General features: G+C 42.2%; 11 protein-coding genes. 7 read left to right on the forward strand and 4 right to left on the reverse strand.

The window, feature by feature from the left end:
* The first annotated feature begins 4 nt into the window (after nucleotides 1-4).
* The 5 genes from NO992_RS05990 (at nucleotide 5) to NO992_RS06010 (ending at nucleotide 2969) form a co-directional block, all read left to right on the forward strand.
* A complete protein-coding gene (locus NO992_RS05990) occupies nucleotides 5-214 on the forward strand; it encodes a PspC domain-containing protein (RefSeq protein ID WP_010376716.1) in 210 nt (69 codons plus the stop codon).
* Nucleotides 215-237: 23 nt separating this feature from the next.
* Nucleotides 238-579 (forward strand): hypothetical protein, encoded by a 342-nt coding sequence (locus NO992_RS05995; protein WP_010376718.1) that lies wholly within the window; start codon nucleotides 238-240, stop codon nucleotides 577-579.
* 95 nt (nucleotides 580-674) lie between these two features.
* Nucleotides 675-1199, forward strand: a complete 525-nt coding sequence (locus NO992_RS06000) for a copper chaperone PCu(A)C (RefSeq protein WP_010376720.1) — start codon at nucleotides 675-677, stop codon at nucleotides 1197-1199.
* Between the two features lie 17 nt (nucleotides 1200-1216).
* Complete coding sequence (locus NO992_RS06005) at nucleotides 1217-2203, forward strand: DUF2333 family protein (RefSeq protein WP_371375136.1); 987 nt, start codon at nucleotides 1217-1219, stop codon at nucleotides 2201-2203.
* Nucleotides 2204-2207: 4 nt separating this feature from the next.
* Nucleotides 2208-2969: a TIGR04219 family outer membrane beta-barrel protein gene (locus NO992_RS06010; RefSeq protein WP_010376724.1), complete on the forward strand. Its 762-nt coding sequence runs from the start codon at nucleotides 2208-2210 to the stop codon at nucleotides 2967-2969.
* An 86-nt stretch (nucleotides 2970-3055) separates the two neighbouring features.
* Here the strand turns inward: NO992_RS06010 and NO992_RS06015 are convergent, their stop codons facing one another.
* Both NO992_RS06015 and NO992_RS06020 read right to left on the reverse strand, forming a co-directional pair.
* A complete protein-coding gene (locus NO992_RS06015; protein WP_045964954.1) occupies nucleotides 3056-3934 on the reverse strand; it encodes a TIGR03899 family protein in 879 nt (292 codons plus the stop codon).
* 1 nt (nucleotide 3935) lies between these two features.
* The gene (locus tag NO992_RS06020) at nucleotides 3936-4418 is read right to left on the reverse strand and encodes a hypothetical protein (RefSeq protein ID WP_010376729.1); all 483 of its coding nucleotides are present in this window, start codon (nucleotides 4416-4418) and stop codon (nucleotides 3936-3938) included.
* Nucleotides 4419-4638: 220 nt separating this feature from the next.
* Between NO992_RS06020 and NO992_RS06025 the strand changes: the two genes are divergently transcribed.
* Together NO992_RS06025 and NO992_RS06030 are read left to right on the forward strand one after the other, a co-directional pair.
* The gene (locus NO992_RS06025) at nucleotides 4639-6828 is read left to right on the forward strand and encodes an EAL domain-containing protein (protein ID WP_253105391.1); all 2190 of its coding nucleotides are present in this window, start codon (nucleotides 4639-4641) and stop codon (nucleotides 6826-6828) included.
* 123 nt (nucleotides 6829-6951) lie between these two features.
* Nucleotides 6952-7212, forward strand: a complete 261-nt coding sequence (locus NO992_RS06030; protein ID WP_010376734.1) for a hypothetical protein — start codon at nucleotides 6952-6954, stop codon at nucleotides 7210-7212.
* Nucleotides 7213-7948: 736 nt separating this feature from the next.
* On the opposite strand, the gene NO992_RS06035 is transcribed toward NO992_RS06030, so the two are convergent.
* Both NO992_RS06035 and NO992_RS06040 read right to left on the reverse strand, forming a co-directional pair.
* A complete protein-coding gene (locus NO992_RS06035) occupies nucleotides 7949-10861 on the reverse strand; it encodes a TonB-dependent receptor plug domain-containing protein (protein WP_371375141.1) in 2913 nt (970 codons plus the stop codon).
* A 266-nt stretch (nucleotides 10862-11127) separates the two neighbouring features.
* Nucleotides 11128-13899, reverse strand: coding sequence for a prolyl oligopeptidase family serine peptidase (locus NO992_RS06040; RefSeq protein ID WP_371375144.1), 2772 nt, complete (start codon nucleotides 13897-13899; stop codon nucleotides 11128-11130).
* Between the last annotated feature and the right edge of the window lie 48 nt (nucleotides 13900-13947).

Raw genomic sequence — 13947 nt, forward strand, 5'->3', positions numbered from 1 at the left:
AAAGATGAAAAATAGATATCAATCAACACTGTCTCAAATGAATAGTTCAAAGAAAATTGGTGGCGTATGTGCGCAACTAGCACAACGTTTTGATATGCCAATTTGGTTAACACGTTTACTAACGGTATTGCTGTTTTTTAAGTTTCCAATGTTGGTGCTATTGGCGTATGGCGTCGCTTGGTTTGCAATGCCAAAAGCGCAATACGAAAACTAAGTAACGGCGACGAGGTAGGCACTATGAAAGTCGTGGCCGGTATATTATTAGCGCTGGTATTTTTATTGGCGCTATCTTGGGTGTCGCTGCCACTGGTATGGTTAGACATCAGCGATCTGCAACTCGATATGGGATTTGACCTAGGTTGGTTTGGCTTTGAAATACTCACGTTGCTATTTGCAATTGTAGCGCTGGTGGTGCTGGGAGCACTCTTGAGCGCAGGTGTTTTAGGGATGCTCCTTATTGTGTTCATTGGGCTAGTAATGACGTTGCTATTTAATTCGCTAATAGTGCTATTTCCACTCATCTGTATTATTGCAATTGTGTGGTTAGTGGTAGACAAATCTGCTCAAGCCAAAGTGTGAGCTGTGGGTTTTTGTTGGCGGTAGGAGATAAAAAACACGCTAAATTGGGATCTGTGATATAGTTATTTGCAGTTATAAATCCAAGGAAAGCCAACATGAAATCAAGTGTAATCAAAACCTTAATTTTTGCTTTATCAACTTTTATCGGCTTTAACGCTTCAGCTCATCAAGGGCATGAACATGGTGAACATCACCATGGTTCGGAGCAACTTTCTGTTCACAACGCAACCGTGCGTACTTTTTTACCGGCAGCACCTTCAACTGCAGGTTATCTCGTTATTGAAAACCCAACGCAGCAAAATAAAGTGTTGGTTAAGGCTTCGCTTGAAGGCGTTAAGCGTGTTGAAATTCACGAGCATGTTCATAAAGAAGACATGATGAAAATGCAACGTGTTGACGAGCTAGCTATTCCTGCGGGTAAATCAGTGACATTCCAGCCAGGTGGTTATCACTTAATGGTGTTTGAACCGGTAGAAACATTAAAAGTCGGTGAAAAGCGTAAGCTTACGCTATATTTTGCTGATGGCGATAGGATCTTCACCATGGCGGAAGTTGTCGCACTTGCAGACATGTTTGGTGGCAAAGAAAAGTCAAACGCCGGACATCACTCTCATCACTAAAAACAGTGAGGTATTAAATGGGAAATCATACGGGAAAAATCATCTCTTGCATTATCGCTGTCATACTTCTGGGTTATGTTATAGCTGTATATTGGAGTGTGGAACCAGAGCAGTTTGACGTCGTCGCGGCTGCAAAAGCGGATGCGCAGAAAAATGGCAATACATTAGTCACTGGATATGTAACGACACATACCTTGATTAAAGTGACGGATACGCTTTTAAATAAGCCTGGTGGTTACTTGTCGAATGACATGATGCCACCAAGCGTAATGATGGATAACATGCCTGCTTGGGAATACGGCGTGCTTGAGATGACACGAGATCTTACGCTTTCGATGCGTAAAGATTTTAGTCGTTCACAATCTCAATCGACTGAACACCCAAGTTTAAAGCTAGCACAACCACAGTTTAATATCAGTTCAACAGCGTGGATGTGGCCAAGTGCTGAAGGTGAATATCAAAAAGGCAATGACTTACTACGTCAGTATTTGACTCAAATCTCTGATAATAGTAACCGCGACAGTCAGTTTTATGCGCGTGCTGATAACTTGAGAGCTTGGCTAAAAGAGGCCGAAAAGCGCATGGGCAGCCTAAGCCAAAGATTAAGTGCAAGCGTAGGTCAAGACAGATTAAATACCGATTTAGCTGGGGATTCGGCAGCTGATCAAGCAACCATGACGCCAAGCCATAATATGGTGAAAACCTCTTGGTGGCAGATTGATGATGTATTTTATGAAGCCAGAGGCGCCACATGGGCGTTACTGCACTATATGAAAGCGGTAGAGCATGACTTTAGACCTGTGCTTGAAAAGAAAAATGCACTTGTCAGCCTACAGCAGATCATCAGAGAGTTAGAGGCGACTCAAGAGACGGTGTGGAGCCCTATGGTGTTAAACGGCAGTGGCTTTGGCTTGGTAGCGAACCATTCTCTGGTCATGGCAAATTATATTTCGCGAGCCAATGCGGCTCTCATCGAACTTAGTGAACTTTTAGCGCAAGGATAACATCATGAAAAAACACTTTTTAGCAGCGGCATTATCTCTCGCTTGCTTAGCACCTGCTGCACACGCAGACACGGTACTCGGGCTTTATGTCGGTGCAGAAGGGTGGGATACCGAAACCGAAGGTAGCTTTGCTGAAAAAGGCAATATGCAAACCTTTAACTTTGACGATGAAACTTTTACTAGTTTCTATGCTGCACTTGAGCACCCAGTACCGCTGGTACCAAATATCAAGTTACGCTATACCGAGCTTGAGTTAAATGGTCAAACGACGTTAACAGAGTCTTTTGACTTTGGCGGCCAAGTTTATACGGTAGGTACTGACGCGACAACAAACGCAGATCTAAACCACATCGACTACACATTGTATTACGAAGTGCTAGACAATGACTTGTTGACGTTAGACTTTGGTGTGAACTTTAAGCAGTTTGACGGTTCTATCATGGTAACTGGTACTGCAAATGGTCAAACACGCACAGAAGAAGTTGAATTCTCAGGCTTTGTTCCTCTAGGTTATTTGCGCGGTGAAGTGGGTTTACCACTTACAGGGCTAAGTGTTTTTGCCGAAGGCAGTATGCTTGCAATTGATGACAGCAAAATCCAAGATTATCAAATTGGTATCGCTTATGAGTTTATCGACAATATGGCTGTTGATGTGGCGGTAAAAGTGGGTTACCGCTCTATGGTACTTGAGCTAGATGATATCGATGATATCTACACTGATTTGGATGTCTCAGGTCCATTTGCAGGGATCCAACTACATTTCTAAGGTAGTGTAGTTTACTCCTTTAGCGGCTTGGTACGAGTAATCGACTAAGCCGTTTTTATCTGTATGCTATAAATAAAACTGCTTACTTATCTATCTTCCCACTCGAGAGAAAATTCGCTTTCAAAGGCCTTTTCTACAAGTTGCTTGTATTGTTTATTGATTGGACTTTGGAGTAATTTTTTTAGCTCGTCTCCGGTTTGCGTCAACTTGTAATAGCTCAGCACCAAGTCATTGGATTTGGCCGTTAAGGTCATTTTTTTACGTAAATACACCAGCTGCATTGACTGTCCTTTTTGTAACGATGCGGACTCAATTTCTTGCCGATAAAGGATATTAATGTCCATCAGCGTAAGTATATTTGGGAAGTTCAGCCCAGCTTGGCTTAAGTTGATGGATTCGGTGCTGCCTTTACGTAGCAAATCAAAAATAGACGGCTTTTTATAGTATCCATGAAGAATAAGGTAGCTGTCTTCTTTTTCTAAGTAACCACACAACGGTGCACATCTTTGTAAAGCGGTTGCTTCACGCTGGGTCATCATCTTTAGGGTTTGCAGACTTTTAATTGAAAAAGTGCCGGGTGTAATACTTTCACCCACTAATATCTTTGCCCACAACTTTTGCATAGAGTGATTGGCAATGTCTTCTGCAAGGGTGATGAAGTGCTCCAACCAATCGGGATCGGGGCGACCTCGGGCGGTAACCTCGGGGCATAAAGTAAGTGCCATGCCCATAATGGCCTCAAGATTTTGCTGGCGCTGGATTTTGATTAATTGTTGGCGCTTTAGAGCACGTTTTAGCGTGCCATGTTGAGTCCGCACCGTGTATTGGTTGTCTTTATTTTTATCAGACTGATAACGGTCATTTTGAGTGACAAGCGGTGTGATCCGTTTCACCATGGGGTAGCCGAGCTTTTCTTCAATCGAAAGCGCTAAAGCTGACTTTACTTGTGCATTTTTGACTGCCATATCAAGCTCGTAGTTTATACAGTGTGTGCATATGGTTCACTGCAGAGTTAGTTAGTTGCTGTAAATACTGCTGCATAAAAAGTGCGATAAAACTGCCAATAAATGGCGTATTAGCTCTTCCTTCAATCGTGATGGTCAGTTTTTTATCGGCCTGAACGGTCAACAAATTAAGGCTGATTTTGGCTAAATGTTCATCGTCCAAATGTAATGACAGCTCTAAACTCTGTTCGTTGATTTTGGTGATGGTCATTTCAGCTTCTCCCCAAGGATGCACTAACACTGCTGAACCACCTACTCGTTGCTTTTTCGGTAAAATACGAAAGTGGATGTCTTCGGTTGCTTGCCAATTAAATAATGCTGGCCAATGGGATAATACCAATGGAGAGAGTGTTGTGTTATTTGCAGAAATATCGGTGCTTTTTACCACTTTATAATGGTGTGGCATCGCTAAACCAGCAATCACAATGACAAGTGCCAAAATCATCAGCATTCTAATAGGAGTAGATAAACGTTTGATACAGAATCCTCTTTGGTAAAAAGTATGCTAAATCATCTATTTTGTTCTATGCTCGACTATAATATTTCATGTATGTTAATCAAACAGAACTGTAATAGTAAAAATGTACCATATTTTGTAAGATGGTAAACACTGGAGTGAATCAGTGCCTATAATTAAAGAGTAGTGCGGATTTAAAGGGTAAAACATGGCACCTGAGCAAGAAGATTATTTGTTTGCAGAGCACGAAGAAGTTACTCAAGAAGAAGAAACGACAAGTGCTTTTTGGGATGTCTTAGTCGTTGATGATGATCCTGAGATCCATTCTGTTACTAAACTTGCGCTGTCTAATTTAGAGTTTTGGGGCAAAAAGCTCAGGTTTTTTCACGCCTATTCTGGCAAAGAAGCCATTGAGATTTTAAAAGAACAAAATAATATCAGTATCCTTTTACTCGATGTAGTGATGGAAACCGACGACGCAGGTCTTAATGTCGTGCGTCGAGTGCGCGAAGAAATCAAAAATATGGCAGTACGTATTATTATGCGTACAGGTCAACCGGGTTATGCACCGGAAGAAAAGATCATTCGTGAGTTCGATATTAACGATTATAAAATGAAGACAGAACTCACCCGCAGCAAATTGGTTACTTCTTTACTTACCGCTATCCGTTCTTATCAACAAATTTGTGAGCTCGAAGCGCAAAGCTATGCACTAGAGCAGATCCTTTCAGCTTCTCGTGCCATACTCGGTCATACCGATATGGGTTCCTTTGCAGCGGCGGTCGTTGCCCAATTGGCAAATATTTTAGATGCGTCAGGCGAAGGCTTAGTGAGTGGCTACCTAGATGATGATATGCATTTAAGGGTGTTTGGTGGTAGTGAGCAGTACCGCGAATTCTTTGGCCATGGTATAGAGCAGCTTGATAATGGTCGTGTCATCATGCAAGTGCAAAACTGTATTGATACCGAATCCCACCAATCTACCGCGCATGACATTACCTTCTTACTTGAAAGCAAAAACAAAAAAGCAGCCATTTATTTAGAGCTAGAGGCTGAGCCATCGGAAGCGCAATTGAAGTTTGCTGAGATATTCCTCACGAACGTTGGAGTTGGTCTTGATAATATTAAGCTATTCAACGAATTACGTGAGGTTGCTTACAAAGATAATCTTACCAAACTGCCTAATCGCGCTAATTTTATCGAGAAAATAGAGTCTTACTTTAACCAACAACAGTCGCTCGTTTTTATTCTTGTTGATATTGCTCAATTTTCTGACATCAATAACGGGTTAGGCCAAGAAGTTGGGAACTTGCTGTTATTAGGAGTTGCTGAGCGAATTAGTATTGAGTTTCCTGAGGCCCAGTTAATTTCACGAATTGGTGCGGATGTGTTTGGCTTTTTAATGCCAGAGTCGCAGTTTGATGAAGAGTCTTTTATTGATAACTTGTGCGTGCCCTACCATGTCGGGGAGCATTTGTTGACTATGCACTTTCATATTGGAGTGTGCCGTCAAGAAGACTTTCAACCGCAAGGAATAGAAACCTTAAAACTTGCGTATATTGCGCTTAACCAAGCAAAACAGTCGAGTATTCCATTGGATTGGTATACCCCGGATTTAGAAGAAAAAATGGCTTGGAAGCTGGGGTTAATAAGACAGCTCAGGCAAGATTTTGAGATGAAAAAACTCGAGGTCTGGTATCAGCCTCAGTTTTCTATTGCTGATCGCAAGGTGATTGGCTGTGAGGCTTTGTTGCGTTGGCCTTCTGGAAACGGGAATTATATTTCCCCTGCGATTTTTGTTCCGCTTGCGGAAAATGCAGGGCTTATTGTCGAAATTGGCCAATGGGTATTAGAACAAGCCTGTCAGTTGCAGGCAACTTTGCAGCAACAGGGGTTCGGTGAGCTTAGCATTGCTGTTAACGTCTCTGTGCCGCAGTTTAAGGTGCCAAACTATGCACAGCAGGTTAAGGACACTATCTTGTCGTTTAATGTGGAGCCTAAGCATATTGAGCTCGAAGTGACAGAAAGTGTAGTCATGGATGAGGTAAACTCTGTGATCAATACACTCCAAGAGTTACAAGAATTTGGTGTTGAGGTGGCCATTGATGACTTTGGTACTGGATTTTCTTCTTTGAGCTATTTGCAAAAACTACCTTTAGCACGGCTTAAAATTGACCGTGCTTTTGTCAAAGATATCCCTCATGATGACAGCGGTGCAATTGCCGATCTTGTCATCTCTTTAGGCCAGCATCTTGGTCTAAAAACAATTGCAGAAGGCGTTGAGACAGAAGAGCAAATGACGGTGTTACAAAAGCTTGGCTGCGATGAAGTACAGGGATTTTTATTAGCAAAACCAATGCCTGAACAAGACTTACTTGAATTTTTAGAATCAAATTAGTCTATTGTGTTGTGAAAATCGGTGCAATTGCTTTTCTTTGTAATGTTGATTAGACTAAAGTTTGAACACTCCGTTCTTAAGTGTACTTAGGTACTTTGTATTATCAATAATAAAGGATTTGCTATGAAAATCGCAGGAGTTTGTGTTGTCCTATTGGTGCTTCTGACGGGTTGTAATTCAACGACCGAGTCGGCAAAAAACAATAATGAGAGCACGATAGCTAAGAATCAAGATGATTTATACTGCAAGCAAGATATCATCACTGGTAGTAAGTTTACAAAACGAAGATGTCGTACTAAAGACCAGATCGAACATGATCGACGTGCGGCAAAAGACATGCTTAACCGACAGCAGAGTACTGTTGGCGTTCAGGGTGGTCAGTAAATTTCGCTTTGTTAGACTAGCACGAGCAGTCTAATTATTTGCTCTAATTGAGGAAACGGTTGCGAATTGCGCTGAAAACTCCTCTTTTAGAGCAATTACCTTTCTTTCTCTCTCAAGTTTAAATTACGCTTTATCTTTCCTGACTATCTCCACTTATTTAACCTGAGGTTTGGATAAGGAATGAGCTAACTCATTGTTTTTAATAACACATTAAATTATCCCCTTATCTAGCCAGACAGTTTTAGGGATAACAAGGCGAATTTATGCACCAATAGCTGGCTATTGGAAGTGAATTCAACGCAGCTAGCGCTAAAACTGGCTGCTAGAAAGGCATTAATTATCCGAAGCTCAGGTTATTTAATTGTGATTACGATGTATGAACGTTAGCGGTGATAGATATTATTGTGTGCATGGTATCTCATGTTTTAATACCAAATAGTCTTAATACCCACTCAATGTGAGGGGGAGATCTGACGCTAGCTGCGTTAAAACTTCTTTTTTAGAACAACTAGGTGCATTGCTGCTAGCTGGGTGCGGAGCAAGCGACAAGACTTTCTAGCCTCAAAAATAGCTCACCCTATTAGAAAGGTTTTGATGTTAGGTTAGCAATTAATAGGTGTTTACCTTTTAATCATCATGATTAACTAGTGATGTGAGAGTGACATTAAACTAAAAAGCCCTCGCAGCTTTAAACTTGCGAGGGCTGATAATTACGACTAAATCTTGCGGGATTAGACTACAGTCTAAATGTGAAACCTGCGAAGATATAGCGACCCAAAGAATCATAGAAACCAGGGTAAGTGTTACCATTTGCAGGGCCTGCAGGACCATTTGGTACTAGTGGAGCAGTATTATCAAAGATATTATTTACACCACCGCGGAATTGCAGGTTATCAGAAGCATTCCATGTTACTGCAATATCAACGTAGTCACGCGCAGTCATTGGAACTGGTCCATCGATTACTTGACCGTCGTCATTTCGAGCGAATTCCTTCACTTCACTTACATAACGATAGGTTGCTGTAATGTTTGCATCCCAAGGCGTTACCCAAGTTGTTGAGAAGTTTGACTTAAAGTCAGGAACAGGGTATTCACATACGGCTCTATCCCAACGACCTGCACAATCGTCAATATCACCACCTGGTAAGTTCTGCGTCGCATACTTATCTAGCCATGTACCGATTAGCTTGAAGCGTAAAAGACCCATATCATCAGGTAGGTTATAACGGTAAGATGCATCAAAATCGATACCGCTTGTTTCTACGCTACCAATGTTGGTATCAATTGCAGTGATTGAATCCTGACCTAGCCATAAAGAACCAGTCGGACCACGGTTAATCAGTCCACAGAACTCGTCGTTACCATTAATCGCACACTGATTGAAGATTGTTGCTTCAGGGATTTCTTGAATTGCGTCTTCAACAGTAATGTCGAAGTAGTCAATCGCAATGTCTAAACCTTCAATGGCTTCAGGAGATAATAGAATACCAAACGAGATAGTATCTGACTTCTCAGGCTCTAGGTCTGGGTTACCACCAGTGATACTGTTGTATTGACCTGCTGGGTTGATCAGTGCGTTTGAACCATATTTAGATGGATCGAGACCTGTTCTAGCACACTGTTCAACGGTTAGAGTTGGATTCGCTCCACCACATGGATCTTCCCAGTTAAACAAACCTAAACCAGCAGATCTGAATAGGTCACGTACGTTACCTGCACGCACTGCGCGTTGGAAGCTTGTTCTCAAACCAAGTTGATCGTTAACGCGGATATCAAACGCACCTTTATAGGTGTTAGTTGTTTTATCCGTTGAATAATCAGAGTAGCGGTAAGCTAACTCTAAAGTAATATAATCAGCAAATTCAGAGTCTTCAACTAAAGGTACGTTGAATTCAGTAAAGAATTCATTGACGTCAAATTCACCACTTACGCCAAGAACTGGACCACCTTGACCTGCACCGTCACCCGACTGGAAGCCTTGATCCGGATTGAAGTCTAGCGACTCTTTTCTGTGCTCAAGACCAAATACCACGCCCACACCAGTGGAAGTCCCAGGTACTACAACACCGTACTCAGTAAGGTCACCAGTAACATAACCACTAATTTGTTTTGTTCTCGTGTCACCACGAGCAAATAGAGGAATAGTTAGATAGTCGATTTGCTCTTGAGTGATGTTCGCTGGATCGAAAATATTCCAAGGAATACAGGTTGGATCGCTACCATCTACAACTGACTTACATACCACGTTACCGTCATCATCTGTTGTTGCTTGTAATGAACGAATGATTCTGGTTGTAGACATGTCGTTTTGGTAAGTCTGAGCATATGATACGTTACCAAAGTTCATATACGCATCATAAGTCCAGTTGTCATCGATTTCACCGCGAACACCTAGTACAAAACGAGTTGAGGTATGGCGAATATCGTCTTGACGAGGGCCACCTTCAACATTACGTTTACCGATGAAAGCACCCTTAACAACACCATCTGTTGCAACACCATCAGGTCCGCAAAGCGTATTTCTTTGTGAAGCTGAAAGTAGTGGGTTATCACAGCTAATATCAACTTGATTCAGGAATGAACCAGAAGGTGCGATCTGAGCCACTGTCCGGTTGTCCATGTAGTTAAACTCAGCGTAAAACGTATGGCTGTCGTTAAAATCATAGTGACCTAGCAAACCAAATGTTTTACGTTTGTCTGGACGTTGGAAATAGTTTAGTGGACCGTAGTTGTACACTGTGCCAGCTGTAGGAACTAGATCGGTACCAGATACTTTGTAGTCATAGGTATCGAAATCGGTAATACGGCCATCAGGAATTGTTCCTGAACCACCACAGACACGTGTACCTGTCGCGTTTATATTCATAGCACAGGCACTGTAGTCACGGTTATCCTGTGTCACCTCTTCGATATCACGCCAAGTCGCGTAACCTGTGATGTTAGCACGGCCATCTGCAGAGTTTGCACCAAAAGTCAGAGAGATATCATGGGTGTCGCCATCCCATTGACTTCCGTCAGGTACCGGGAAGCCTCTGTCTTTTAGTGCTCGTTGCATGTCTTTGTGGTCGTTATCATGTTGATAAACACTACCTTGATACTCAACTTGGAAGCCTTCAAAGTCGTCTTTCATGATAAAGTTTACAACACCAGCAACAGCGTCTGAGCCGTATGTTGCTGACGAACCTCCAGTTAACACATCGACACGATCAACTAAAGCTGCTGGGATTTGGTTAAGGTCAGCACCGATACCACCAGCAACAGGAGAACCAGAAGGCAAGCGACGTCCATTAACGAGTACCAATGTACGTTCTGTGCCTAAGTTACGAAGGTTTACTGTTGCGGTACCTGTAGCTCCATTTGCTTGGCCTGAAGTTTGGTCAGCAAAGATTGCAGGCATATCGTTGAGTAGATCTTCTACCCTAGTAATACCTGCAACTTTAATGTCTTCGGCCGTAACACTTGTTACAGGGCTCGCACCGGTCATGGCAGCTCGCTTGATACGAGTACCAGTAACCTCAATTCGTTCTACGCTATTAGTAGCGTTGGCATCTGTTTCTTCAGCGTGGGCGATACCTGATACGCCTGCAGTCAGCGTTGAACAAGCCAGTAGAGATAGCCTGATCGTTGCTGATAGGTTAGAAAGTTTCATCTTATTTCCTTATTTATTTATTTATTAGCAGAGTAGGAAAATGTTCCTGCAACATAGAACTTACAACGCATCTACTGAAAGTTCAATGGTTCGTTTGTAAAACCGTCAAATGTAATGGAGATATGAGCTTTTTTATAACGAAATTATACGGATGAAAGTTGAAACAAAACATTTCTAGATAAAAGTAAAACAAAGGAATGAGTAATTTGTTGCCAAAAAAAGGACACCGCGATGGTGTCCTTGACGATGAATACCTGTGGAGTTGCTTACTCTTCAGTGATAAATGCTTCACCGGATTGAATCCACTCTGCTGGTGGCAATCCTTTCAGGTGATAATCAAAGTATTCTTTCATACGAATTGAATAATCTAGCTGATTTGGCAGCTTTTTCAGATGGTGCGGTTCACCTTCGTATTGCAAGAAAATAGCGTCTTTATCATGTCTTCTTAAGGCTAAATAGTATTGAATACCTTCTTGCCAAGGCACTGCGCCGTCGTTATCACCAAACATGATCAAAATTGGCGTGTTTACTTTATCTGCGTAAAACACTGGAGAGTTTTCTATATATAATTCAGGCGCTTCTGTTAGCGGTTTACCGATACGGCTTTGGCCTGTTTCGTACTGGAACTGTCTTGCAAGACCCGATTCTAAACGGATCCCACTGAACGCAGAGGTCATATTAGATACTGGCGCGCCAGACACAACCGCTTTAAACATATCTGTCTGTGTGATCATAAATGCACTTTGGTAACCAGCCCAAGAGTGGCCTTGTAAGCCAATTTTATCCGGATCCGCAACACCTGTATCAATCAGCGCCTGTGCTGCATTGATCATGGTTTGTGTTGAAGAGCGCCCAGGGTGACCGATTTCAAAACGAATATCAGGCAAGAATATCGCATAACCGTTTGAGGTATACATTGGCAGGTTTGGTCTGTGATTTAGCTCCATTTTCGGGAAGTCATACATGCGCTGGCTCATATAGCGGTAGAAGTAAATCACCACTGGCACTTTATCACCAGCTTTATAATCAGCAGGTTTGATTAACACGCCTTGAAGATCTTCGCCATCGTAGCCTTTGTACTTCACAAGTTCAGGTTTTTGGCCCCAAGCAAATGTCTGCTGCTGTGGGTTTAAATCTGTGAGTTTTGTCGGGTTATTAAAGCTGCCATCTGAGACCCAATAATCAGGAAACTCTTGATAAGACTGCCTTGTGAAAATATAGGTATCCGCTTCTTTGGCTTTTCTCACTACACCATATTTAGCTTCGCCAGACAAAACAGTTCGCAACTTGTTATCTTGTAGGGAAAGCGTTGCAATATGCGTTTGTTTATTTTCGAGGTTGTGCGCACTTAACAGTAAGGTATCGTCTGGGTTAAAGCCTAGCTTGTCCTTATCTTTATACTCAATGCGGTATTGTGTTTGGGTCTTATAGCCGTCAGTTAGTCGAGTTGCTTTTGCCGTTTTGGTATCAAATGCCCAAATATCATATTTACTGTAGGCGTAGAGCGTCGAACCATCGAGCTGCCAACCAGCAAATCCAAACCCTTCGTTTGGTTCTGGTTTATCATGTTTATCATCAGCAAATAGTGCGTTTTTAACCGCTTTGCTGACCGGGGTAAGCTGTTGTGTGGATAGCGATTTCAACCAGACTTGTTCGCCGTCGAAATAGGCCGCATGTTTACCATCAGGCGCGACGGTAGGGCGATTTGAACTTTCTTTAACAATGAGTTGTTTATCACCATTGCTGATATCAACGCTGTAGTAGTCGCGATAAAAGCCTTTGTACATAATCTGCTTTAGGTAGGGAGTATCGTCGCTGCCCAGCACAAAATTTGCGTTTGTGCGCAATGAAATAGCAGGCACTTGAAGGTTTTCAAGCTGTACTACACGCTCGCCATTAATATGATAAACCGCTTGATAATGTTGATCTCGACGGCTTTCATTCCATGTTTTTATTTCTCGAGTTTTGATTTCAGGATCGGCATTGTGCCAAACCTTTAAGCCTTTTTGCTGGCGAATGGTATCGTAATCAAAAAGTGAGCTTTCATCTGTGTATTTAAGCACTTTGGCTTTTTCTTCAAGCTGTGGACGATTTTCAAAAAACAGTCGTGAGCCATCTTCAGACCATTTGATTGATGCTGTCTTACCTGAAAACCAACCGCTTGGGTTGTGGATGTCGGTTATTTTATTGCTTGTTGGAGACCATAATTTGAGTTGGTAGTCGCGGCGGCGCTTGTCATCGTTGACATAATTACCTAAATAAAAAGCGACATGTTGAGAATTGGGTTGCCAAGCAATGTCTCCTAAAGTCACACCGGGCTCATCAATAAGACTTGTGATTTGATTGCTTGCTAAGTCAATAACGGCAACACGGTTTTTACTGCCGTCTTCGCTTTGCTGATTGACCAAGATAGCGTTACTACTTGGCGCCACTTTGTATGCTGCGATGTCGTCATAGCGAGTGCTTTCATTGTTGGAAAGATTCAGCACCACAAGTGTTAAGGAGTCATCGCCTTTATCTGCACTGATTTTGAGTTCATCAGTTTGCTTGTCTGTATTCGCTTTTGCGTCTGATTTGTTGTCGCCTTTTTTTGCATCCTCACGGTACACCAGCCATTGGCCATCGTCTGAAAGTTGATAATCTTTAACCGAGTTAAAGGTTTGCTGGGCCTTGGTTGTGGTGTTCACCAACACTAAGTTGTTTTTTAGTGTTTTCTTCTTCTTTTTATCTGCCGTTTCTTTTTCAAGTAGGGTAGGGCGTTGGGTAAAGCCAACCCATTGACCACTTTTATTGATAACTGGGTTCGTGCCACGGGGAACCGATGCAATCAGTGCTTTATTATTGAGAGAATACACTTGGCCTTCGCTGTCACCACGATAAGGCTTTGCACTTAGGCCGAGGAATGTGCCTTGTTCGGAGATCACCGTACCCTGAGGGTAACGAAAATCAAAAACATCTTTAAATTCAAGGCTGGGTTTAGCTGCTAAGCTGCTTACACTAAAAAGTGCTGCGCTTAAGAGAGTGAGTTTTAGAGTCATGTTTAGAGCATTTTAGTATGTATTTATGACGTTTTTATCACTTTTAAC

The sequence above is a fragment of the Pseudoalteromonas sp. DY56-GL79 genome (genome assembly GCF_041414765.1).
In the GTDB taxonomy this organism is placed as follows: Bacteria; Pseudomonadota; Gammaproteobacteria; order Enterobacterales; family Alteromonadaceae; genus Pseudoalteromonas; species Pseudoalteromonas piscicida.

Excerpts from the sequence above, each read along its gene's own strand:
- NO992_RS06035 (WP_371375141.1), bottom strand. The coding sequence starts at position 10,861 with ATGAAACTTTCTAACCTATCAGCAACGATCAGGCTATCTCTACTGGCT.
- NO992_RS06020 (WP_010376729.1), bottom strand. The coding sequence starts at position 4,418 with ATGATTTTGGCACTTGTCATTGTGATTGCTGGTTTAGCGATGCCACAC.
- NO992_RS06040 (WP_371375144.1), bottom strand. The coding sequence starts at position 13,899 with ATGACTCTAAAACTCACTCTCTTAAGCGCAGCACTTTTTAGTGTAAGC.
- NO992_RS06030 (WP_010376734.1), top strand. The coding sequence starts at position 6,952 with ATGAAAATCGCAGGAGTTTGTGTTGTCCTATTGGTGCTTCTGACGGGT.
- NO992_RS06000 (WP_010376720.1), top strand. The coding sequence starts at position 675 with ATGAAATCAAGTGTAATCAAAACCTTAATTTTTGCTTTATCAACTTTT.
- NO992_RS06010 (WP_010376724.1), top strand. The coding sequence starts at position 2,208 with ATGAAAAAACACTTTTTAGCAGCGGCATTATCTCTCGCTTGCTTAGCA.
- NO992_RS06025 (WP_253105391.1), top strand. The coding sequence starts at position 4,639 with ATGGCACCTGAGCAAGAAGATTATTTGTTTGCAGAGCACGAAGAAGTT.
- NO992_RS06015 (WP_045964954.1), bottom strand. The coding sequence starts at position 3,934 with ATGGCAGTCAAAAATGCACAAGTAAAGTCAGCTTTAGCGCTTTCGATT.
- NO992_RS06005 (WP_371375136.1), top strand. The coding sequence starts at position 1,217 with ATGGGAAATCATACGGGAAAAATCATCTCTTGCATTATCGCTGTCATA.
- NO992_RS05990 (WP_010376716.1), top strand. The coding sequence starts at position 5 with ATGAAAAATAGATATCAATCAACACTGTCTCAAATGAATAGTTCAAAG.
- NO992_RS05995 (WP_010376718.1), top strand. The coding sequence starts at position 238 with ATGAAAGTCGTGGCCGGTATATTATTAGCGCTGGTATTTTTATTGGCG.